This window comes from Nocardia sp. GP40, assembly GCF_050434125.1.
GTDB classification, from domain to species: Bacteria; Actinomycetota; Actinomycetes; order Mycobacteriales; family Mycobacteriaceae; genus Nocardia; species Nocardia albiluteola.
In genome coordinates, this window is the sequence record NZ_JBNPVW010000015.1 from 171,190 (window position 1) to 192,034 (window position 20,845).

Here is a 20,845-nt window from a genome sequence, read left to right on the forward strand (position 1 = left end):
CTAGACGACCAGCCCGACCAGGTGGCCGATCCCGAAGGTGACCACCATCGCCAGCGCGCCGCCCACGAGGACTCGCACGGTGGCGCGCAGTACCGGGGCCTGCCCCAGCTTCGCCCCGACCGCGCCGGTGATCGCCAGCGCCACCAGCACGGCGACGATGGTGACCGGAATCCGCAGCGCGACCGGAGTGAGGATCGCCAGCAGCGGCAGCAGCGCGCCGAGGGTGAAGGACAGCGCCGAGGAGAATGCGGCGTGCCGCGGATTGGTCAGCTCGGTCGGGTCGATGCCCAGTTCGGCCTCGGCGTGCGCGGTGAAGGCGTCGTTCTCGGTCAGCTCCTCGGCGACCTTCCACGCCGTCGCCGCGGACAGGCCCTTGCCCTCGTAGATTGCCGCGAGCTCGGCCAGCTCCGCCTCGGGCTGCTCGGCCAGTTCCCGGCGCTCCACCTCGAGAATCGCGCGCTCGCTGTCGCGCTGCGTGCTGACCGATACGTACTCCCCGAGCGCCATCGACACCGCGCCGGCGGCCAGCCCCGCGATACCCGCGGTCAAAATCGTCGACCGCGTCGCCGTGGCAGCCGCCACACCGACGACAATTCCCGCCACGGAAACAATTCCGTCGTTGGCGCCCAGAACTCCGGCCCGCAGCCAATTCAACCGCGACGCCAGACCATTCCCATGCGGCTCCGGATGCACCTGCGGTGCAACCACAACGTCCTTCTCGAGCACTGCCTCATCACTCAGCACACGACTACGCTAACCAATTATCAGGCCGTCTACCAGCAATGGAAGGCTACCCATAACGAGGTAAACCAGTGCACACCAAGGGTTTACATACCTAACTCGGAGCCGCGCAGCAGCCCTGCGGATTTCGGCAGAATAACTTTTCCGGCTGCCTGATTCGCCTGCTCAACCCGCTGTTCCACCGACTGAGCACCGAGCCCCCCGGCAATTTCCGTCGAACTCACGATGCGCCCTATCGTTCTCGCACTCTCGTCGAAGCCGAAATCTTGTGACGCGAGTTACAGGCTACGCCCGCGAGCGCCGGGAGCGCACGATCCACAACCAGGTGACCGCGATCATCGCAACAAGGGCAGGTTTTCCGAAGAACAGGGCGACGGTGCCGAGGACCAGCACCTTGTCGGCGAGATACAGGGGCCCCATCACGACCACGTGCAGTACCCAGAAGGCGAACCAGGCCAGGGTTATCCGGCGGTGCACCCGGACGCGATCGGGAGTCACGTCCCGCGGCTCGAGCCCGACGCGCTGGGACAGCCACAGGCTCAGCGGCCGGCGGCCGACGAGGGTGATCCCGAATCCGACGGTCGCGACGACGCAGAACAGGATCTCGGGCAGATAGAAGCCGCGGCCCTCACCGGTGAAGAGGACGAACAGCGAGAACAGGAAGATCACCGCGACCGAGGTCGCCACCACCCTCGCGGAATCGCCACGAAAAACACGAAATACCCCCAGCCCCAGGGCAATCGCGATCGCCACGAGAATCCCGAGCTTCGGGCCGACGGTGCTGTACCCGATCAGGAAGCCGATCGCGGGCGCCGCGCCGTCGAGCAGATGGCGCGGGCCGTGCATGGTGCGGAACTTCGCCCACATGTCCGCGAGGGAGGCGTTCTGATCGGCGATAGGTTTCTCCAACTGCATTGTCGAAAGGTCCTGTCGTTCGGTCGAATCCGGCGGCGCCGGTCAGGGTGTCGCGATGTCGAGGGCCGGGCGGACGAGACCGCCTCAGGCGCGGCGCTCGATCGGCGCGGGCACGTAGCGGCCGTCCAGGACCTGTGGGTCCGGGATGTACACGCGCAGCAGCGGACGGAACGGACCGGCCGGGCACGGCAGCCAATTCGCCCGCGCCACAGGGTCTTCCGGTTCGGTATGGCCGATCGTGACGGTGAGCGCGCCGTGGGTGTCGAACACGATGCCCGGGGTGCGATCGCCGATCGAATAACGCCCGATCGGATTCTCGACCAGGTAGTAGTCCGGGACGTCGTACATGGTCAGCGACCAGAATCCGGCATTGGGCGGGGTCGGATCCAGGCGCAGCGTGTAGGTGCGCTCGCCGGTCAGCTGCTCGCCCTTGTCGTCGAGGTAGATCGGCGAATATGCCGCCTCGTAGCCGTGGTTGCCCCAGAGCCCGCCCAGCGCGGCGGCCGCGCGGGTGGCGAAGCGCACGGGTCCCTCCGCCATCTTCCACTGCGGCTCGTCGCGAGTGCCGATCTCGAAGAAGTCCAGGTTGTAGTCGAAGATGTGGAAGGACTGCACCCAGCCGTTCACGACGTCAGCGGCGCTGCCGCGGACCAACTGCTCGAGCATCTCCCTGCCCGCCTCGTACCCGGCCCCGAGGGCGGCGCGGACCGGCTCGGCGAGATCGGCGACGGGCACCTCGCCGGTCAGCCCGAGCGCGGCGAACGTCCGCAGCACCGGCAGGTCACGCGCGGCCGGGAGAAACTCCTGCGACCAGGTGCGGAACTTCTCGAAGAAGGTGAGTGCCGCGCTCGCGTCGGCGGCGATCTCAGGCACCCCGACCGGGACGCGCCCGGGCTCGAGCGGCTCGAGGGTCAGCGCGTCCTGGAGTGCCTTTGCGGCGGGCAGGTCCTGCGGGCCGGCGACGGCGTAACGCCCGACGATGGATGCCACGCGGGTGGGGAAGCGCACCGGAGTCATTCCATCGGGCGCGGTCCCCGCCCACCCGGGCGGCACGAGCAGGTACGTCCCCGCGTCGTTGCCGGTGCCACGCGTGCCGATATAGGCGAAGTTGTTGGTCCAGGCGTCGACGAACTGCAGCACGTAGTAGCGGTCCGACGCGGGCACGCGCAGCACGATCGGGCCGACACCGAGATCGATCTGCGCGATCGAGTACAGCGTGTCGTTGTTGACGGTGACGAACGTATCCGAGGGTTCGGCCAGGCCAGGGGTGTGGCCGAAGGTGTTGAAGGGTGCGGGCGGGTTGGCGCCCAATCCGGTTCGCACGAACCTGTCGACCTGCTCCACGTCGAACACCAGCGGAAACCCGTACACGTAGGCCTGGGCGGCCCGCTGAATCAGTTCCTGATCGGTCATCGCTTGTGCCTCCTGCACCCGGTGGGCCGGATCGAGGTGACCCACACGACACGAGGCATGGGCGTGCCACCGATAAAGCCATACGTTTATATTGCATCCAGACTGCATTACAGGCAAGGCGACCTGATTAAAACCTTGCTGAGAAAACTATCGCGCGATGATGGGTCCGGCCCGCAGCCGGACCCCCGTTCACACCGCGACGCGGGCGCCCTCGAGCTCCAGCAGCTCGCGCTTGCGCTCCACTCCGCCGGCGTAGCCGGTCAGCGACCCGTTCGCACCGATGACGCGGTGACAGGGCCGAACGATCAGCAGCGGATTCGCACCGATCGCCGCACCCACCGCCCGCACCGCGGCACGGGACGCACCGATCCGCGCGGCGATCTGCCCGTAGGTGACGGTGTCGCCGTACGGGATCTCGTCCAGCGCATCCCACACGCGCTGCTGGAAATCGCTTCCGGCGCCGTCGTATTCGATCTCGAACCGGTGCAGCTCGCCCCGGAAGTACGCCTGCAGCTGCGCGATGACCTCGGCGAAGGCGCCGGGATGCCGGACCCAGTCCGGCCGCACCGCGGCGCCCCGTCCGCCCGCCATCGACACCACCGTCAACACCACCGAAGCCCCGGACGGTTCGCCCGCGAGCAGCAGCTCCCCGACCGGGCTGTCCATCGTCGTGTACACGGTCATCGCACGTCCCTTCGCAGATCTCGTCGTGTTTCCACTACCAATCTGCCGCAGGAGCGCCACCCACACCGGCGGAAATCAGACATCGCGATCACCGGTAGCCCGAGCGTCGTACCGACGCTGCCATCGGCCTCCGACTACCTCAGACCCGCTGCAGCGCAGCAGATTTCGTTACCGGGCGCAGGGTCTTGTCCAGATCGGCGCGCATGGTGGTGGCCGAGTCGAGGATGTAGTTCTGTCGCACCTTCCACGGGGTGCGGTCGCCCTGACGCGGGAAATCGCCGATCGAGCGCTGGATGTATCCCGAGCTCAGATCCAGCAGGGGGCGCTCGTTCAGCTCACCGCGCGGCTCCGGCACCACCGCGTCGAGCCCGCGGCGGTCCATGTGCGCGAGCACCTTGCAGACCAGGCGCGAGCTCAGATCGGCGCGCAACGTCCACGAGGCGTTGGTGTAGCCGATGCACACCGCGAAGTTCGGCACGCCGGTGAGCATCGCGCCCTGCCAGACGAACTGCTCGGGCAGCGCGACCGGTTCACCGTCGACGGTCAGCGAGATGCCGCCGAACGCAAGCATTTTCAGCCCGGTCGCCGAGACCACGACGTCGGCCTCGAGCACGCGGCCGGACTTCAGCCGAATCCCCTCGGGCACAAAGGAATCGATGTGATCGGTGACCACCTCCGCCTTGCCCTTGCGCATCGCCTTGAAGAAGTCGGCGTCCGGGACCGCGCACAGCCGCTGGTCCCACGGGTTGTAGCTGGGCGTGAAGTGCTCGGCCACCAGGACCTCGTCCTTCAGGATGCGGGCGGCGATGCCGGTCAGCAGCCTGCGCGCCGACTCGGGCCGCCGCCGGCAGTACTGGTAGAAACCGACGTTGAACAGGATGTTCTTGGTGCGGATGACCCGGTGGGCCAGGTTCGGGGGCAGCAGCTCCCGGATCTTGTCGGCGTACTTGTCGCGGCCGGGCACCGCCGAGATCCAGGTCGGCGAGCGCTGCAGCATGGTGACCCGCTCGGCCTGCTCGGCCATGGCGGGCACCAGGGTGACCGCGGTGGCGCCGCTGCCGATGACGACCACCCTCTTGCCCGCGTAGTCCAGATCCTCCGGCCAGAACTGCGGATACACCATCGTCCCGGCGAAGCTCTCCACGCCGGGGAAGTGCGGCGCATGCCCCTGGTCGTAGTCGTAGTAGCCCGCACAGCTGTACAGGAATCCGCAAGTGAGCGTGCGGGTCTCGCCGCCCTGCCGCAGGGTCAGCGTCCACCGGGCATCCGCGGTGGACCATTCCGCGGCGATCACCTTGGTGCCGTAGCGAATCCGGGAATCGATGCCGTACTGCGCCGCGGTCTCCCGGACGTACCGCAGGATCGAAGGCCCGTCGGCGATGGACTTCGCGTCGCGCCACGGCTTGAACGGGTACCCGAGGGTGAACATGTCCGAGTCCGAGCGGATGCCGGGATACCGGAACAGATCCCAGGTGCCGCCCATCGCCTCGCGGGCCTCGAGGATGGCGTAGTTCTTGCCGGGCAGCTCGGTCTGCAACCGATAGGCGGCACCGATACCGGACAGACCGGCACCGACGATGACGACGTCGACATGCTCCATACCCTCAGTGTGCTGGGCCACACGGCCTCCTTCTTGACTCTGCGCGACAAGTATTTGATTCTGGACGACATGTCGGTGATCAGATCCGCCGGGCTGCGGGGGTTCCGCGCCACGGTAGCCGAGCTGGGCGGCAATGCGGAGGACTTCGCGACCCGGGCCGGGCTGCCGGTCGCCGCGCTGGACGCCGACGATCTGCTGGTCCCCGACCACCTGATGGCGATGACCCTGGAGACCGCCGCGGCCGAGCTGAACTGCCCGGACCTGGGCCTGCGCATCGCGACCCGGCAGGACCTGAGCATGCTCGGCCCGCTCGCACTGGCAATCCGCAACTCCCCGACCCTGGCCGACGCGCTGGAGTGCACCTCACGCTACCTGTTCGTGCACGCCCGGGCGCTGAGCCTGACGCTCGAGCCCGACCCGTACGGGGATCGCACCATCACCGCGCTGCACTACGGCGTGGAGCTCGGACGCGCGGTCACGGTCCAGGGCACCGACCTGGGCCTGGCATTCCTGCACCGCACCCTGTTGCTGCTGGTCGACGGGCCCTATGGACTGCGCTCGGTGGAACTGCCCTATCGCCCGCCGGCCCCGCGCGAGACCTACGAGGAATTCTTCGGCGCCCCAGTGCGATTCGATCGCCCGGCCGCGCTACTTCGCGTCCCGAGCAGCCTGGCTGCACGCGCGGTGCCCGGTGGGGACGAACATCTTTCGCGCCTGGCGATCGCCTTTCTCAACGAGCAGTCCGCGGGCGAGGGGGATTCCATCGTGCCGCGCGTGCGCGCCGCGGTTCAGCAGATGCTGGGCACGACTGCGCCCGAAATATCCGCCGTGGCAAGAATTTTGACACTGCATCCGAGAACCCTGCAGCGCCGGCTGGCCGCCGAGCACACCGGCTTCGCGACGATCCTGGACAATGTGCGCCGCGCCGAGGCGCACCGCTACCTGACCACCACCGATCTGCCGATGAGCCAGATCGCCTCGCTGCTGGGCCTGTCGGAGCAGTCCACCTTCACGCGCTGCTGTCAACGCTGGTGGGACGCAATGCCTTCCGCGGTCCGACGCGATCACGCGCTGGCGGTGCCGTGACCGCCGCGGAGCGGGATCCTCAGCGACCGCGGTCGGCCCAGGGATTGACCGACAGCGTGAATTCCGTGGCCTTCAGCGACATTCGCGCCTCGTAGATCCGCTGGTAGCCGGTGTGCGCGATCTTCCACTCGCCGTCCACGATTCGATACCGGTCGTGGTAGTAGGCGGCCCCGCGGATCATGACGTCGAATTCGGGCACGATCACGGTGTCCTCCAGACACCAGGTGCCGCTGGCGGTTTCGCCGTCGACCTCGATGACCGGATGCGTGCAGACGTGGACGGTGATGATGTTCGCCTCGAGCGAGGTGCGCATGTATCCGGCGATGGCGTCGCGGCCGCTGAACTGCAGCGGCCGCCCGCCGGACGGTGAGCCGTAATCGCCGGTGGCGTCCTCGGCGAACGTTTCGGCGAACTCGTCCCAGTTTTTCAGGTCCAGGGCCTGCAGGTACCGGTACTTGAGCGCACGGATCTGCTCGAGCGCAACGAGATCCATCGCGGCTCCCTTCTCGGTTCGAATGCCGAAAACAGTAGAACACGTTCCGCTCTACGTCCTGGCTTTCCCGCACCCGGGAGCCGTCCGGGTCCACCGGCCGCCGCGGCGGCCGGGCGCGGCGATCCCCGGGGACGGTGAGCCGGCGGAGCCTGCGGAGCCCGGCGGGGTGGGTGAATTCAGGCGTGCGTGCCGCCGTCGATGCGGATCTCGGTGCCGGTGATAAAGGCGCCGTCGTCCGAGGCCAGCATCGCGACCACGCCGGCGACGGTGTCGGGCGAGGCGAAGCCCTGGCCGATGGCGGGGACCAGCTTCATGAACAGGCTCATGTCGGCGTCCGCGGGGATGCCGGGGCCGCGGCCGTCGGTCATGTCGCTGGAGATCGAGCCGGGCGCCACGGCCACCGCGCGCAGTCCCTGCTTGGCGTATTCCGCCGCGAGGGCGTGGGTCATCGACATGATGCCGCCCTTGGACGCGGCGTAGGCCGACATGTACGGGTGCGCGAAGAAGGTCGAGGTGGAGGCGAAGTTCACGATGACGCCGTGACCCGACTCGAGCAGCGCGGGCAACGACTCGCGAATCATCAGGAAGGTGCCGGTCAGGTTGGTGGTGATGATGCGGTTCCAGTCGGCAAGCGGCATCTCGTGGGTGTGCGCTGAGCGCAGGATGCCCGCGGCGTTGACCAGGACGTCCAGGCCGCCGAGGGCGGATACGGCCGATCCGACGCCGGCCTGCACCGAGGCCTCGTCGGAGATGTCGATCGTCAGGGTGGTCAGGCGGTCGGCGGCGCCCTTCTCTGCGGCCTGCTTGGCGGTCTCGGCCAGGCCCGCCTCGTTGACGTCGGCGCCCACGACGGCGCCGCCCTCGGACAGGATCCGATGCACGGTGGCGCGGCCTATGCCGGAGCCCGCGCCGGTGATGAGTACACGACGATTCGCGAAACGCTCCATGGTGAAACCCTCCTTTACCAGGTAAAATAGCTGTCAACTGACACATTACGCCGATGTGGCACGCCGTGCCACTATGGCAAACCGGGTACGATAACGCCGGAGAAGGAGGTGCCCGATGATGGCCACACCGGGCGCACACACGCCCCGCCCGACACTCGCGCAGCGGCGCAAGGCACAGACCCGTCTGGAGATCGCCCGCACCGCCGCGCGCCTGTTCGCCGAGCACGGCACCGCCGCGGTCACCGCGGAGCGGATCGCCGGCGAATCCGGGGTCGGCCTGCGCACCTTCTACCGGTACTGCCGCACTAAAGAGGATGCCGTGGAACCGCTGCTTTCGATGGGCGCGTCCCGCTGGCTGGACAGGCTCGCCGCGGGACCGGCTCGGCTGCCGACGACCGCGGAGTTGGAGGCCGCCGCGGCGCGTGCGATGACCCCCGAGGATGACGGCCACGAACTGGAGATTACGCGCGGCCTGCTCCGCGCGATGCGCGAGGATCCGGCCCTGCGCGCGGTCTGGCACAGGGTCAATCTGAACGGCGAGCAGGCCCTGTTGGACGTATTGACCGAGCGTGCACCCGAGGCCGACTCCCTGCGGCGGCGCCTGACCGCGGCGGCGGCGGCCGGGGCGATCCGCGTCGCGCTCGAGGAGTGGGCCGACGACGACACCGCGGGATCCCCCACCCCGCTGGTGGTGCGCAGCATGCGCGAGCTCACCGCCGGCATCTCCTGACGCGCCCGCAGCGGGCCGATCACTGATCGGTTCCGGCCAAACGATCTTCCCGCGGTGCCACACTCGAAGGCGGGTGGGCGCGAGGAGGATCTGTGGCTACAGTACCGGCTCCGGGCGCCGCCGAGATCGACGCCGTGAGGCCGCATCCCAGGCGGGTCGCCCCTAAGGGTTCCTACATCTGGAACATCGTCACCACCACCGACCCGAAGCTGCTCGGGGTCATGTATATCGTCACGTCGGTCTCGTTCTTCCTGATCGGCGGGCTCATGGCGCTGCTGATGCGGGCCGAGCTGGCGCGGCCGGGGCTGCAGTTCCTGTCGCCGGAGCAGTACAACCAGCTGTTCACCATGCACGGCACGATCATGCTGCTGTTCTATGCGACCCCGATCGTCTTCGGGTTCGCCAATTGCGTACTGCCACTGCAGATCGGCGCCCCCGACGTGGCCTTCCCGCGCCTGAACGCGCTGAGCTACTGGCTGTATCTGTTCGGTGCGACGATCGCGACGGCCGGATTCATCAGCCCCGGCGGCGCAGCCGATTTCGGCTGGACGGCCTATGTGCCGCTGAGCGCGGGCACGCACTCCCCCGACGTCGGGGGTGACCTGTGGATCATGGGCGTGGCGCTGTCGGGCGTCGGGACGATTCTCGGCGGGGTCAACATGATCACCACCATCGTCTGCCTGCGCTGCCCGGGCATGACGATGTTCCGGATGCCGATCTTCACCTGGAACATTCTGGTCACGAGCGTGCTTGTGCTACTGGCCTTTCCGATCCTGACCGCGGCGCTGATGGGCCTGGAGGTGGACCGGCACCTGGGCGGCCACATCTACGACCCGGCCAACGGCGGGGCGATCGAATTCCAGCATCTGTTCTGGTTCTTCGGTCATCCCGAGGTGTATATCGTCGCGCTGCCGTTCTTCGGGATCATCACCGAGATCATTCCGGTGTTCAGCCGCAAACCGGTATTCGGTTACACCACACTGGTGTACGCGACGCTGTCGATCGGCGCGCTGTCGGTGGCGGTGTGGGCGCACCACATGTTCGCCACGGGAGCGGTTCTGCTGCCGTACTTCTCGGTGATGACCTTCCTGATCGCGGTGCCGACGGGGGTGAAGTTCTTCAACTGGGTGGGCACCATGTGGAAGGGCCAATTGACGTTCGAGACGCCCATGCTGTGGTCCATCGGATTCCTGACCACATTCCTGTTCGGCGGCCTGTCGGGGGTCATCCTGGCCAGCCCGCCGCTGGACTTCCACGTCTCGGATACGTATTTCGTTGTCGCGCACTTCCATTACGTGCTCTTCGGCACCATCGTGTTCGCCACCTTCGCGGGCATCTACTTCTGGTTCCCGAAGATGACCGGGCGATTCCTGGACGAACGACTCGGCAAGCTGCACTTCTGGTCCACCTTCGTCGGCTTCCACACCACCTTCCTGGTGCAGCACTGGCTGGGCGCGGAGGGCATGCCGCGCCGCTACGCGGACTACCTGCCAACCGACGGATTCACCACGCTCAATACGATTTCCACCATCGGGTCGTTCATCCTGGGCTTCTCGATGATCACGTTCGTGTGGAACGTCTTCCGCAGCTATCGGTACGGCCAGGTCGTCGACATCGACGATCCATGGGGCAGCGGGAACTCCCTCGAGTGGGCCACCTCCTGCCCGCCACCGCGCCACAACTTCTACGAGCTACCCCGAATCCGTTCGGAGCGACCGGCCTTCGAGCTGCACTACCCGCACATGGTCGAACGCATGCGCGCGGAGGCGGAGGCGGGCTGGGGGTCCCACCGGCCCCGGGCACTCGAGCCCGAGATCACCGACGCGGCCGAGTGACCCGATGCGGAGATCACATCACCCGTGATCCCCGTGGGTTGGCCGCGTATCCCGGCGGTCGCAGCGCATCGTCCGCCCTCGGGCACGCATCGCGCGAGTCCGCCGACCGGAATCGTAGGAATTCGAACGCATGTTCGATATACTCTGTCGGCGCAGTTAGCTCGCATCCATGATCGGATGCCGCGATCGCACAGCCCCGATCGCGGAGCTGCGCCGGTGTCCGCATCGCGCAGGTGCGGGCGGCGGCGAAACTTGTCGTACCCCTGCGGCATACTGGGGGCATCGGACGCCGGTCAGGTTGCACCACAAGGTAATCCGCAACCCTAGGAAAGGCGTGTTCATGTCCGAGCTCCGCTCGTCGACGTCCGATGGCAGTTTCGAGTTGACCGCCGAAGCGCAGCGTCACCGGGATCTACTGCGCGGCCCGGTCGAGGAGTACCGGCGGCGGATCGCGCTGCAGGCTCGATATATGCCGATGCAGGGCCAGGCCCTGCTCGAACGAGCCGAGGAACGCATCGCCGATTTGATGATCGACCCATCCCGTCACCACGATCTCGATCTCGAGGTGTACCGGGCCGTGCGCGACGGCTGGCCGACGCGGTTCGACTCCCGCTGGCAGATGTTCGTGGCCACGCGGGGGCGCCGCGAGGTCCTGATCCCGCCGCAGGGTCCCGAACGCCGCTTCGGCATCATCGCCCGGATGGCGGCGAACAGGGTGGAGCTCGAACAGATTCTGCTCGTCGCGATGGTCGTGATCGCCCACCCCGAGGGCCCGGGCGCGGCGGTGGATCTGCCCGTCCGGGCGAACCACGCTGAAGGCGCCTCCGCGGCGTTACCGCAGGCATCGGGCTCCGTGGGGTAGAACGGGAACACCGCCGGGGCGGGGCGGCGCGAATCGCGCTATTGCACAGAGCGTTCCGGCAGCCCGGGCGGCGCGGAGTCCGAGGGTCCGGCATCGGTGGCGGCCGATGCCGGTTCCCCACCGACCGGGCCCAACCGCCTGTGCACCATCAGCTGCTGCAGATATGTCCAGGCGTTGCTGGTGGCGAAGTACACCAGGATGCCGACAGGCATCACCAGGCCCGCGGCGAGCGTGAAGACCGGAAACAGCCACATCGTCATCAGGTTGATCAGCCGGGTCTGCGGGGTGAATTCGGTCTGGCGCGTCACCGAGGCGCGAGCGGTCAGATGCGTGCACACCGCGCCGAGGACCACCAGCGGAATTGCCACCGCGGCAACCGAAACCCACCCGGCGCCCGAGGTCAGCAGGGTCGCCGAGAGGGGTGCGGTGAACAGCTTCCCGTGCACGTACGACTGCACCTGCACGGGCGAGAACAGGTAGTTGGCGGTGGCGGCGTTCTGGGCCGCGCTCATCCGCGCCGGATGCCCCAGCAGCCGCACCACCAGGGATCCGGAACCGGTGCGGTCGAACGAGGCGAGCACATGAAATAGCCCCAGGAACACCACCATCTGCGCGACGATGGGCAGGCAGCCGCTGAACACGCTGAACTCGTGCTGTTTCTGCAGCGCCCGCATCTCGGCGGTGAGCCGCTCGCGATCGTCGGCGTGCCGGGCCTGCAGCTCCTTCATCTTGGGCCGCAGCACGGACATCGTCCGCTGGAAACGGACATACGCCACAAAGGGTTTGAACAGCGCCGCCCGCAGCGTCAGGACGAACAGGACGATCGCCAGCGCCCAGGCGACGCCGCTGGCGGGGCCGAGCGCGGCAGCGAATGCGCTGTGCCACAACCACAGCACGGCTGAGAGGGGGTAGTAAACGATATCGAGCATGGTCAGCCCACCCGGGTAACGTCGACCACCACGACTCGGCGATCCCGATAGACCAGCGCTTCTACGGGCAGACCATCGACCCGGGCGCGCGCATCAGCGGCGATCTCGTAGGTGTACATCAGCCCCTACCGGCCGAGTTTGGCGTTGATCTCCGCCCGATGCGCCGCGGCGCCGATGGTGGGCACGCTGCGTCCCCGTTGTAGATCCTCGGCCTGCGCAAGCATCCGGAGATGCGCCTGCGCACCGTGCCGTTGGGTCGTCTCGGCTATCTCACGAAAGGTCGCCAGGACCGCCGGCACGCCGGTGAGATCCAGCGACTCTGCCGCAATCGCCATGGCCTCGCGGTAACGGCTGGCGAATTCTGCTCGCTCACCGCCGACGAGCGCATCATGGACAGCCCGCGGAGTTGAGGCAGCCACCAGCGCGGAATGCGCCGTAGGTTCGGACAACTCAGGTGATGCCATAGCCACACAATAACCCGACTGCCGACGCTGCTGAGTGTGTTCATTCGCGAAGGACGGTTCAGTCCAGCAGTCGCCTCAGCAAAACCAGCGATCCGGCGATGTGGGCGCGTTCGGCGGTGGTGAAACGCTCGGCGAGGAGGTCGGCAAGGTGTTCGTGGCCCGCTTCGCGGCGTTCGGCCAGGATGCGGTGGCCCTCGGGGGTGAGGTGCAGGAGTTTGCGGCGTAGATCGTGTTCGTCGGGGGACTTGTGGAGCAGACCGCGGTCTACGAGGGTGGCGACCGCGGTGGCCGCGGACTGGTGGCGAATCTTGTCGGCGCGGGCCAGATCGGCGACGGTGGCGGGGCCCTCGCGGTCCAGGCGCTTGAGGATCGAGACCTGGGTCAGCGAGAGCTCGCGAGCCGGCGACGCGGTGCGCATGCGCCGGACCAGGACGCCGACCAACTGCTGCAGATCCTCCGCCAGGCCCACGGGTTCGTTTGTGCGATCGGTCATAACTCCCTAACATACAGTAAGACTGCGCAGTTGAACTGTGCAGTCCAGCTGACGAGAGGGGATACCGATGGCCGAGGACCTGAAGACCGGCGAACTGACCGTGGACGGACGGGCGCGCACGTTCAGCGTGCGGCCGCCGCGGCACAGCGGGGCGCCGTTGATCGTGGCGCTGCACGGCAACATGTCGGGGATGCCGCAGCGGCCGCCGGTGGCCGGACCGCTGATGGACTCCTGGATGCGCTTCAGCGAATTCGCCGACGCCTACGGCGTGGCCGTGGTCTACCCCGACGGCCACGAAGGCTGCTGGGCGGACGGGCGGGGAGTCACCGTCGCCGACGCGGACGGGGTCGACGACATCGCCTTCCTGCGAGCCCTGATCGACTGGTGCGCAGCACAATACGGCACCGAACGAGAGCAGACCGTCGCCGCGGGCATTTCCAACGGCGCATTCATGGCGCACCTGGTGGGGCACGAATTGAGCGAGCTGGTACCGGTTGTCGCGGCGGTGGCCGGTGGCCTGCCGGTGGCGCTGCGCGGGCACGAGCCCACCCATGCGGTCTCGGCGCTGCTCATCAACGGCACGGCCGACGAAGCGGTGCCGATCACCGGCGGCTTCTCGCGGCACCGGGGACCCGACGGCGAATTACGCGGGCAGACACTGGGCTTGGCGGAGACCGCGGCGCACTGGCGCAGCATCGATCGGTGCGCGGGCGAGGGCACGACGATCACCACCGAGGGATCGAGCCGTCACACCGTCGAGGGCGGCGTGGGCGGTGCCCGGGTCGCGGACTGGACCGTGTTCGGCGGCGGGCACACCTGGCCGGGCAAGCCCACTCCGCCCGAATGGGAAGACGGTCCGAACACCCACACCTCCACGGATTTCGATGCCGCGCAGGAGATCCTGCGGTTCGCACAGCCGCTGCTGTCACCTGCCGCCGCACGCAAGCTCTGACCTTTACGACATCAAGGGAGAATCTTTCATGGCCATCATCGGAAAGCTGCTGAAGAACCGCAGGGCCGGTGACCACAACCTCGCCTGGGAGCTGGAAAACCTGCGCGGCGGAGCGAGTTTCGAGCTCACCAGCCCCGACTTCGGGCACGAGACGACCCTGGACCCGCGGCATGCCTCGAAACGGATCGGCGGCCAGGATCTCTCGCCCGCGTTGGCCTGGTCCACCCCGCCGGAGGGCACCGCACAGCTCCTGCTGGTCGTCGAGGATCCGGACGCACCCATGGGCCTGCCGTTCGTACACGCTCTCGCCCTGCTGGACCCCGCCCTCACCGCGCTCCCCCGCGGTGGCCTCACCGCCACGAATCCGGCGCCGGGCGTGGAACTGCTGCGCTCGGGCTGGGGCAGCGGCTACACCGGACCGGCCCCGGTCAAGAGCCACGGCCCGCACCGCTACGCCTTCCAGCTCTTCGCCCTGACCGAGCCACTGACCACGGTGAACGGCAAGTCCCCCGCCGGGGCCAAGCCCCGCGATGTGATGAGCGCGGCGGTCTCGCATGCTCGTGCCCGCACGGACGGGTTCTACGAGCGTCCCTGACCTGGGTTACCTCCCGCCAAGCCCGGCCGCCCGCACGAGTTCTCGAGCAACCGAGCTTTCCCAGGCAGTCCGATGATGACCGGCAGCCGCTCCCCATCTCGGGCCCGGCGGGATCAGCGTGTGCGAAGCCCGTCGAGCACGACCGCGAGGTTGCGTGACCACTGGTCGGGCGCGGCGCGCAAACCGATGGTGTTCGCGTCCGTGGCGGCCCCCGCGAGCAGGAAAGCCACGTCCTGCCAGGCGATGTCGCCGCGCAGCGCGCCCGCGCGCTGCGCGCCCTCGACCAGATGCCGCAGCCGCGTGCGGATTTCGGCGAGTACACCGTCGAGCCCGGGGAATCCCGTGCCGCCCAGGGCATCGTTCACCCCGCAGCTCTCGGCGCGCAATCGGACGTAGGCCGAGGCGAATTCGGTAAAACCGTGCCACGGGTCCACATCGGTGAGGGCGCGGTCGCCCAGGGCGAGGATCTCCTCCAGCACCTCGGCCAGCACCGCCTGCAGCAGCAGCTCGAGGGAGGGCACCCGGCGGTAGAAGGTGCCCTTGCCGACTCCGGCGCGTTCGGCGATCTCCTGCGCGGTGACCTCGACTCCGACCTGCGCCAGGGCCGAGCGCGCGGCGGCGACCAGGCGTTCCAGGTTGCGCCGCGCATCCGCGCGCGGCGCGGCGGAGGATTCGTCGGCGAGCAGCCGATCCACGGCGGTGGGCACGGCAACCATCCTATCAAAGTGGACTCATCAAGTCCGCTTAGGTATAAACGGACTTGCACAGTCCGTTTATGAGAGGAACCGGGCATGGACCCCATCCGAGTGGGCATCATCGGCGCCAGCCCCGACCGCGGCTGGGCGGTACGCGCGCATATTCCTGCGCTGCAGGCACTTCCGGACTTCCGGATCACCGCCGTCGCCACCAGCCGCCCCGAGAGCGCGCGGGAGGCGGCTCGTCTCTTCGGCGCCGAGCACGCCTACACCGACCCGCGGGCGCTGGCCGAGGAACCCGACGTCGATCTGGTGGCCGTCACCATCAAGGCGCCGGCACATGCGGAACCGATCCGCTCGGCGCTGGCGGCGGGCAAGCACATCTACTGCGAGTGGCCGCTCACGGGGCATACCGAGGCGGCGGCGGAACTGGCCGAGTTCGCCGCGGCCACGACGGTGCATCACGCCGTCGGCCTGCAGGCCCGCTATGCGCCCGCGATCGTGCGCGCCAGGCAGCTGATATCGGAAGGCTATGTCGGACAGCTGATTTCAGCGACCGTCTATTCCGCTCGCGGGCTGCGCGCGGGCGGGACGATACCGGCGTGGACGGCCTACACGCTGGATCACCGCAGCGGCGCGGGCATGGTCGACATCGGTGGCGGGCACACGCTGGACGCGGTCGAATACCTCGTCGGCGAGTTCGCCGATGTCTCGGCGCGCCTGGCGATCCGGCATCCGCGCGCGGTCGTGGCGGAGACCGGCGCGGGCATCGAGGTCACCAGCCCGGACCAGCTGCTGCTCAGCGCATTCACGCGCGGCGGCGTCCCGGTGTCGGTCCATCTCCACGACGCCAAGGTCACCGACGGCCGTACCAGGATCGAAATCAGCGGCACCGCCGGTGATCTGGCGATCGTGTCCGGGGAGAACGGCCCGGGCGGGCTGCAGATGAGCGAGTTGCGGCTGCTGGGCGCCCGCGACGGCGGCGTCTGGGCCGAGCTCCCGGACCAGGATCCGCTCGCGCGCACGCCCCTCGACATCGAGGCCGGCAACGTCGCGAGACTCTATGCGGCACTCGCACAGGACATCCGCTCGGGCAGCACCACCGTGCCGGACTTCGCCCACGGCGTGCACGTGCACCGCCTGCTCGACGCCGTCCGCGCCTCGGCCGACATCGGGACCACAGTGCCGCGTCCGACCGCGCAGCCGACCGCCTGAACCACATCCCGATGACGCCGCGGCCGCCCACACCACATCTCGACGTGCCCGGCGGGTGCAGTTTCGACCGGTCATCGCGCGTACCCTCACCGAGGTGATCGCCGACAACACGCCCGATCGTGGGCCGGACTCGCCGGAACGCCCATGGCCGTGCGGGCGGCACCGACCCACGACCGGCGTGGACGAAAGGACCTTCCGTTGACCGATGCGATGCGCAAACACGACCAGGACGTGCGCAATTTCGCCAGCGACAACTGGGCCGGAGTGCACCCCGAGGTGCTCGAGGCGCTGGCCCTGGCCAACGGCGGTCACCAGCCGGCCTACGGCGCGGACGATTACACGACGGGCCTGCAGCACATCGTCGCCCGCCACTTCGGCGAGCGGGCCCGGCTCTATCCGGTCTGCACCGGCACGGGGTCCAATGTCGTTGCGCTGCAGGCGGTGCTGCCCCGGTGGGGCGCGGTGATCACGGCCGAGTCGGCGCACGTCAACGGCGACGAGTGCGGGGCCGCGGAGAAGGTGGGCGGGATCAAGATCTATCCCGTCGCCACGCCGGAGGGCAAACTGACTCCCGAGCTCGTCGACCGGCAGGCGTGGGGGCGCGGCAACGAGCACCGGGCCCAGCCCCTGGCCGTCTCGATCACCCAGAGCACCGAGCTGGGTACCTGCTATTCGGTCGAGGAGATTCGCGCACTGTGCGACCATGCCCACGAGCTGGGCATGCTGGTCCACCTCGACGGCGCCCGATTGTGCAATGCCGCAGCGTATCTGGGCGCCGGGCTGGGCGAGCTGACCACCGATGCGGGCGTGGACATCGTCTCGTTCGGCGGCACCAAGAACGGCCTGATGCTGGCCGAGTCGGTGGTCGTGCCGGACGCGGACCGGATCCGCGACATCGAGTACCTGCGCATGTCCTCCACGCAGCTGGCGTCCAAGATGCGGTTCGTCTCCGCGCAATTCGAGGCGCTCCTCGCGGGCGATCTCTGGCGGCGAAATGCGGTGCACGCCAATGCCATGGCGGCGCGACTGGCCGCGGCAGCCGAGCGGATCGAGGGTGTGCGCATCACCCGGTCCGTCCAGTCCAACGCCGTATTCGCCGTGCTGCCACCGGAAGTCACCGAACGTCTGCGCAAGCGCTTCGCGTTCCACATCTGGGACGAGAGCACCGGCGAGGTCCGCTGGATGTGTGCCTTCGATACCTCCCCGGAGGATGTCGATGCCTTCACCGATGCCCTTGCCCAGGAGATGGATTCGGCGACCGCCCAGGGACGATAGAGCAGCGGGCCACGCGGAGCCGACCACTGGTCGAGTGTCGCTGGACGGCGAGGCGAGGGACTTTGCACAGGTGACGGGTTGGACACCGGAGTGGGGAGTCGTGCAGCGGAGCAGTCCGGTCAGCTCGATCGGAGGTCAGGCCCGGCTGCCAATGAGCAGATGGCCGGGGAGCGGCTTCCTCTCCACGACCCGGTGCTCGACGGTGAGCCCGGCCCCTGCGAGCGCAACGGTCAGTTCGCCGATCGGGCGCAGCCGGAACCCGTGGGCCGTGAACGGCATCTTCGCCATCCCGTCCGGGTCGCCGATGCCGATCACCACCCGCCCCGCGGGCCGCAGCACCCGCGCCAGCTCCGCGCAGGCCCGATCCAGCTCGGGCACGAAATACACTGTGTTGACGGTGATTACCGAGTCCAGGCTCGCATCGGCGAGCGGCAGCTCGGTCAGCGAGCCCTCCAGCACCCGCAACCGTCCCTGTCCGATTTCCCGGGTGAACCGGGACCTGGCCCCCGCCAGCATCTCCCGGGACAGCTCCACCGCGTGCACGGTGCCCTCGGCGCCGACCCGCTCGAGCAGCACCGACAACCCCACGCCGCCACCGAATCCCACATCGGCGGCGGCCGCGCCCGACGCGACCTCGGCAGCATCGATACTCGCCTCGATCAGGAACCGGTTGCCACGATTGAGGACCGTGCCCACCACCCGTCCCAGCGGACCGTGCGGATTCCCGAGCTGACCGGCAACGGTGGACATGACTCGCGTGAGAAGAGGATTCGCCACCCTTCGGATGCTACTGACGAGATCGCCTCCGGCGCCTCAGGGTAATTACCGATCTCTACCGCGCGGTCGATCGGCGCAACAGCCGCACCACACCGCAGCGGTATCCCCACCCGGGTGACACGAACCGCACACCGCACCCCTGGCGGAAACAGTGGGATACCGGACCTCCGCGCAGATCGGGTTTACCCTGCTCATCGTGGACGAGACCTCCGAGAACGGAACGCATCCGCACGAACCCCACGGCGACGGAATGACGTCGCGACTGAACTGGCTGCGGGCCGGGGTGCTCGGCGCGAACGACGGCATCGTCTCGGTCGCGGGCCTGGTCGTCGGCGTCGCGGCCGCGACGACCAGCAGCTCGGCGATCCTGACCGCGGGCATCGCGGGCCTGTCCGCCGGTGCGATCTCGATGGCGGCCGGTGAATACATCTCGGTCAGCGCCCAGCGCGACACCGAGCGGGCCCTGCTGTCCAAGGAGCGCCGTGAACTCGCCGAGGAACCCGGCTTCGAGCTCGCCGAGCTGACCCAGATCTACGAGGGCAAGGGCCTGTCCCCCGAGACCGCCCGCCAGGTCGCGCGGGAGCTCACCGCCCACGACGCGTTCACCGCGCACGCCGAGGCGGAGCTGGGCCTGGACCCCACCGAGCTGACCAGCCCCTGGCAGGCGGCGATCTCCTCCGCGATCTCGTTCACCGTCGGCGCGGTGCTTCCGCTGCTGGCGATCCTGCTGCCCCCGGTGTCGTGGCGGATCCCGGTCACCTTCGGCGCGGTGCTGATCGCCCTGGCGCTGACCGGCTCGATCAGCGCTCGCCTCGGCGGCAGCAACCCGCGCCGCGCGATCATGCGGGTGGTGGTCGGCGGCGCGGTCGCCATGGCCGTCACCTACGGGATCGGCCAGCTGGCGGGCGTTTCCGGGCTCTGAACGGCCGACATCTCGCCTCGAAACAGACAGGGACGCACCGCTTCAAGCCGGAAGCAGCCCGATCGCTCGTTTCGCCTCGTCCACTCTGCCGCGCGCGATCTCCCCCGCACGGATCGCACCGTCCCGTAGGATCTTCCGTACCTGATCGGGATCCTCGCCGAGCGCTGCGTACCGGCGCTGAATCGGTTCGACCACGGCGACAACGGCATCGGCAACGGCCTCCTTCAGCTGCCGGTAGCCGCGGAAGGTCCCGGCGAGGCGGGCCGGATCCTCGCCGGTGCACGCGGCCAGGATGGTCAGCAGATTCGCCAGGCCGGGACGATAGGCGGGGTCGTACTCGACCGTGTCACCGGCATCGGTCACCGCGCGCATCACGGTGTGGCGCAACACCTCCGGCGGGTCCAGCAGCCGCAGCGACCCGGCGGCCGAGACCGATTTGCTCATCTTCGCGGTGGGCCTGGTCAGATCCATGATGCGCGCCGCGACCGGCGGATTGACCATGCGGGGCGGGGTGAACACCGGGCCGTATGCGGCATTGAAGCGCTCGGCGATATCGCGAGCCAGTTCGACGTGCTGGCGCTGGTCCTCGCCCACCGGCACCTCCAGCGCGTCGTAGAGCAGAATGTCCGCGGCCATCAGAACCGGATAGGTCAGCAGCGACACCCGGGTGTGCCGGCGGTTGCGGGATTTCTCCCGGAACTGGATCATCCGCCGCACCTCGCCGTATCCGGTGGCGGATTCGAGCAGGTAGTGCAGTTCGGCGTGCTCGGCGACGTGGGACTGCACGAACAGCACCGTGCGCTCGGGATCGACCCCGGCCGCCAGCAGCATCGTGGCGAATTCCATTGTTCGCCTGCGCACCTGGGCCGAGTCGTGATCGAGCGTCAACGCGTGCAGGTCGGAGACGAAGGTGATGGTTTTCCCCGGAACCTGATGGTCGACAAGGGGTTTGATCGCACCGAAGTAGTTGCCCAGATGCAGCTCCCCCGAGGGGGTGAGTCCGGTGATGCGCCGAGACATGATGGGGATTCCTTTCGAGAGTGTGCCGCTCGGCCGGACGCCATGTGTCGCAGATGCAAAAACGGCCGCCCGACTCGGGCGGCCGCGAGGTGAATGATCACGCGGAAATCGGCGCCGCCCTCAGGGCAGCCACCAGCATGTGATCGGGCGATTCCGCATACGGCCACGGTAGCCGGTCTCCTCCACCCGGTCATCCGAATTA

22 protein-coding genes are annotated in these 20,845 nt (G+C 68.3%); 9 read left to right on the top strand and 13 right to left on the bottom strand.

Translation table 11 applies throughout. The annotated features are described in order from the left end of the window. The 5 genes from ABH933_RS35780 to ABH933_RS35800 all read right to left on the bottom strand — a co-directional run bounded on the left by ABH933_RS35780 (position 1) and on the right by ABH933_RS35800 (position 5,353). Entirely contained in the window at positions 1 to 741 is a 741-nt protein-coding gene (locus ABH933_RS35780) for a VIT1/CCC1 transporter family protein (protein WP_429424441.1), read from the bottom strand. 285 nt (positions 742 to 1,026) lie between these two features. Then, positions 1,027 to 1,656, bottom strand: a complete 630-nt coding sequence (locus ABH933_RS35785; RefSeq protein ID WP_429424214.1) for a DUF3159 domain-containing protein — start codon at positions 1,654 to 1,656, stop codon at positions 1,027 to 1,029. 84 nt (positions 1,657 to 1,740) lie between these two features. Continuing rightward, positions 1,741 to 3,069: a DUF1254 domain-containing protein gene (locus ABH933_RS35790; protein WP_429424212.1), complete on the bottom strand. Its 1,329-nt coding sequence runs from the start codon at positions 3,067 to 3,069 to the stop codon at positions 1,741 to 1,743. 189 nt (positions 3,070 to 3,258) lie between these two features. Continuing rightward, entirely contained in the window at positions 3,259 to 3,753 is a 495-nt protein-coding gene (locus ABH933_RS35795; RefSeq protein ID WP_429424210.1) for a methylated-DNA--[protein]-cysteine S-methyltransferase, read from the bottom strand. Positions 3,754 to 3,892: 139 nt separating this feature from the next. Continuing rightward, positions 3,893 to 5,353, bottom strand: coding sequence for a flavin-containing monooxygenase (locus ABH933_RS35800; protein WP_429424439.1), 1,461 nt, complete (start codon positions 5,351 to 5,353; stop codon positions 3,893 to 3,895). Between ABH933_RS35800 and ABH933_RS35805 the strand changes: the two genes are divergently transcribed. After that, the gene (locus ABH933_RS35805; protein ID WP_429424208.1) at positions 5,345 to 6,439 is read left to right on the top strand and encodes an AraC family transcriptional regulator; all 1,095 of its coding nucleotides are present in this window, start codon (positions 5,345 to 5,347) and stop codon (positions 6,437 to 6,439) included. The genes ABH933_RS35800 and ABH933_RS35805 overlap by 9 nt on opposite strands. A 19-nt stretch (positions 6,440 to 6,458) precedes the next feature. Here ABH933_RS35805 and ABH933_RS35810 read toward each other — a convergent pair whose 3' ends face one another. Both ABH933_RS35810 and ABH933_RS35815 read right to left on the bottom strand, forming a co-directional pair. Continuing rightward, positions 6,459 to 6,932 carry a nuclear transport factor 2 family protein gene (locus tag ABH933_RS35810; protein ID WP_429424206.1) on the bottom strand — a complete coding sequence of 158 codons (474 nt, stop codon included), beginning with the start codon at positions 6,930 to 6,932 and terminating at the stop codon, positions 6,459 to 6,461. 176 nt (positions 6,933 to 7,108) lie between these two features. Further along, complete coding sequence (locus ABH933_RS35815) at positions 7,109 to 7,879, bottom strand: SDR family NAD(P)-dependent oxidoreductase (RefSeq protein ID WP_429424204.1); 771 nt, start codon at positions 7,877 to 7,879, stop codon at positions 7,109 to 7,111. A 115-nt stretch (positions 7,880 to 7,994) separates the two neighbouring features. Between ABH933_RS35815 and ABH933_RS35820 the strand changes: the two genes are divergently transcribed. From ABH933_RS35820 to ABH933_RS35830, 3 genes are all read left to right on the top strand, one after another. Beyond that, complete coding sequence (locus ABH933_RS35820) at positions 7,995 to 8,609, top strand: TetR/AcrR family transcriptional regulator (RefSeq protein WP_429424202.1); 615 nt, start codon at positions 7,995 to 7,997, stop codon at positions 8,607 to 8,609. Positions 8,610 to 8,734: 125 nt separating this feature from the next. After that, positions 8,735 to 10,444, top strand: coding sequence for an aa3-type cytochrome oxidase subunit I (gene ctaD, locus ABH933_RS35825; RefSeq protein WP_429424437.1), 1,710 nt, complete (start codon positions 8,735 to 8,737; stop codon positions 10,442 to 10,444). 340 nt (positions 10,445 to 10,784) lie between these two features. Further along, positions 10,785 to 11,306: a hypothetical protein gene (locus ABH933_RS35830; RefSeq protein WP_429424200.1), complete on the top strand. Its 522-nt coding sequence runs from the start codon at positions 10,785 to 10,787 to the stop codon at positions 11,304 to 11,306. A gap of 38 nt (positions 11,307 to 11,344) precedes the next feature. Here ABH933_RS35830 and yidC read toward each other — a convergent pair whose 3' ends face one another. From yidC to ABH933_RS35845, 3 genes are all read right to left on the bottom strand, one after another. After that, on the bottom strand, positions 11,345 to 12,235 hold the full coding sequence (gene yidC, locus ABH933_RS35835) for a membrane protein insertase YidC (RefSeq protein WP_429424198.1): 891 nt from the start codon (positions 12,233 to 12,235) through the stop codon (positions 11,345 to 11,347). 125 nt (positions 12,236 to 12,360) lie between these two features. Further along, positions 12,361 to 12,699: a DUF6247 family protein gene (locus tag ABH933_RS35840; RefSeq protein WP_429424197.1), complete on the bottom strand. Its 339-nt coding sequence runs from the start codon at positions 12,697 to 12,699 to the stop codon at positions 12,361 to 12,363. A gap of 58 nt (positions 12,700 to 12,757) precedes the next feature. Further along, a complete protein-coding gene (locus tag ABH933_RS35845) occupies positions 12,758 to 13,192 on the bottom strand; it encodes a MarR family transcriptional regulator (protein ID WP_429424195.1) in 435 nt (144 codons plus the stop codon). A 67-nt stretch (positions 13,193 to 13,259) separates the two neighbouring features. Here ABH933_RS35845 and ABH933_RS35850 point away from each other — a divergent pair, with 67 nt between their 5' ends. After that, positions 13,260 to 14,144, top strand: a complete 885-nt coding sequence (locus tag ABH933_RS35850) for an alpha/beta hydrolase family esterase (protein ID WP_429424193.1) — start codon at positions 13,260 to 13,262, stop codon at positions 14,142 to 14,144. A gap of 28 nt (positions 14,145 to 14,172) precedes the next feature. Further along, on the top strand, positions 14,173 to 14,739 hold the full coding sequence (locus ABH933_RS35855) for a YbhB/YbcL family Raf kinase inhibitor-like protein (RefSeq protein ID WP_215922829.1): 567 nt from the start codon (positions 14,173 to 14,175) through the stop codon (positions 14,737 to 14,739). Positions 14,740 to 14,852: 113 nt separating this feature from the next. Here the strand turns inward: ABH933_RS35855 and ABH933_RS35860 are convergent, their stop codons facing one another. After that, positions 14,853 to 15,446, bottom strand: coding sequence for a TetR/AcrR family transcriptional regulator (locus ABH933_RS35860; RefSeq protein ID WP_429424191.1), 594 nt, complete (start codon positions 15,444 to 15,446; stop codon positions 14,853 to 14,855). A gap of 84 nt (positions 15,447 to 15,530) precedes the next feature. On the opposite strand from ABH933_RS35860, the gene ABH933_RS35865 reads away from it, so the two are divergent. Next, positions 15,531 to 16,649 (top strand): Gfo/Idh/MocA family protein, encoded by a 1,119-nt coding sequence (locus ABH933_RS35865; RefSeq protein WP_429424189.1) that lies wholly within the window; start codon positions 15,531 to 15,533, stop codon positions 16,647 to 16,649. A gap of 210 nt (positions 16,650 to 16,859) precedes the next feature. After that, positions 16,860 to 17,924: a threonine aldolase family protein gene (locus ABH933_RS35870; protein WP_429424435.1), complete on the top strand. Its 1,065-nt coding sequence runs from the start codon at positions 16,860 to 16,862 to the stop codon at positions 17,922 to 17,924. Between the two features lie 135 nt (positions 17,925 to 18,059). On the opposite strand, the gene ABH933_RS35875 is transcribed toward ABH933_RS35870, so the two are convergent. After that, complete coding sequence (locus ABH933_RS35875; protein WP_429424433.1) at positions 18,060 to 18,674, bottom strand: class I SAM-dependent methyltransferase; 615 nt, start codon at positions 18,672 to 18,674, stop codon at positions 18,060 to 18,062. A 277-nt stretch (positions 18,675 to 18,951) separates the two neighbouring features. Here ABH933_RS35875 and ABH933_RS35880 point away from each other — a divergent pair, with 277 nt between their 5' ends. Then, entirely contained in the window at positions 18,952 to 19,623 is a 672-nt protein-coding gene (locus ABH933_RS35880) for a VIT1/CCC1 transporter family protein (protein WP_429424431.1), read from the top strand. Between the two features lie 42 nt (positions 19,624 to 19,665). Here the strand turns inward: ABH933_RS35880 and trpS are convergent, their stop codons facing one another. Continuing rightward, positions 19,666 to 20,643: a tryptophan--tRNA ligase gene (gene trpS, locus ABH933_RS35885; protein ID WP_429424188.1), complete on the bottom strand. Its 978-nt coding sequence runs from the start codon at positions 20,641 to 20,643 to the stop codon at positions 19,666 to 19,668. Between the last annotated feature and the right edge of the window lie 202 nt (positions 20,644 to 20,845).

Excerpts from the sequence above, each read along its gene's own strand:
- ABH933_RS35855 (WP_215922829.1), top strand. The coding sequence starts at position 14,173 with ATGGCCATCATCGGAAAGCTGCTGAAGAACCGCAGGGCCGGTGACCAC.
- ABH933_RS35820 (WP_429424202.1), top strand. The coding sequence starts at position 7,995 with ATGATGGCCACACCGGGCGCACACACGCCCCGCCCGACACTCGCGCAG.
- ABH933_RS35875 (WP_429424433.1), bottom strand. The coding sequence starts at position 18,674 with ATGTCCACCGTTGCCGGTCAGCTCGGGAATCCGCACGGTCCGCTGGGA.
- ABH933_RS35805 (WP_429424208.1), top strand. The coding sequence starts at position 5,345 with ATGCTCCATACCCTCAGTGTGCTGGGCCACACGGCCTCCTTCTTGACT.
- ABH933_RS35810 (WP_429424206.1), bottom strand. The coding sequence starts at position 6,932 with ATGGATCTCGTTGCGCTCGAGCAGATCCGTGCGCTCAAGTACCGGTAC.
- ABH933_RS35840 (WP_429424197.1), bottom strand. The coding sequence starts at position 12,699 with ATGGCATCACCTGAGTTGTCCGAACCTACGGCGCATTCCGCGCTGGTG.
- ABH933_RS35870 (WP_429424435.1), top strand. The coding sequence starts at position 16,860 with ATGCGCAAACACGACCAGGACGTGCGCAATTTCGCCAGCGACAACTGG.
- ABH933_RS35795 (WP_429424210.1), bottom strand. The coding sequence starts at position 3,753 with ATGACCGTGTACACGACGATGGACAGCCCGGTCGGGGAGCTGCTGCTC.
- ABH933_RS35815 (WP_429424204.1), bottom strand. The coding sequence starts at position 7,879 with ATGGAGCGTTTCGCGAATCGTCGTGTACTCATCACCGGCGCGGGCTCC.
- ABH933_RS35830 (WP_429424200.1), top strand. The coding sequence starts at position 10,785 with ATGTCCGAGCTCCGCTCGTCGACGTCCGATGGCAGTTTCGAGTTGACC.
- ABH933_RS35790 (WP_429424212.1), bottom strand. The coding sequence starts at position 3,069 with ATGACCGATCAGGAACTGATTCAGCGGGCCGCCCAGGCCTACGTGTAC.
- ABH933_RS35845 (WP_429424195.1), bottom strand. The coding sequence starts at position 13,192 with ATGACCGATCGCACAAACGAACCCGTGGGCCTGGCGGAGGATCTGCAG.
- ABH933_RS35800 (WP_429424439.1), bottom strand. The coding sequence starts at position 5,353 with ATGGAGCATGTCGACGTCGTCATCGTCGGTGCCGGTCTGTCCGGTATC.
- ABH933_RS35850 (WP_429424193.1), top strand. The coding sequence starts at position 13,260 with ATGGCCGAGGACCTGAAGACCGGCGAACTGACCGTGGACGGACGGGCG.
- yidC (WP_429424198.1), bottom strand. The coding sequence starts at position 12,235 with ATGCTCGATATCGTTTACTACCCCCTCTCAGCCGTGCTGTGGTTGTGG.
- ABH933_RS35785 (WP_429424214.1), bottom strand. The coding sequence starts at position 1,656 with ATGCAGTTGGAGAAACCTATCGCCGATCAGAACGCCTCCCTCGCGGAC.
- ABH933_RS35880 (WP_429424431.1), top strand. The coding sequence starts at position 18,952 with ATGACGTCGCGACTGAACTGGCTGCGGGCCGGGGTGCTCGGCGCGAAC.
- trpS (WP_429424188.1), bottom strand. The coding sequence starts at position 20,643 with ATGTCTCGGCGCATCACCGGACTCACCCCCTCGGGGGAGCTGCATCTG.
- ABH933_RS35865 (WP_429424189.1), top strand. The coding sequence starts at position 15,531 with ATGGACCCCATCCGAGTGGGCATCATCGGCGCCAGCCCCGACCGCGGC.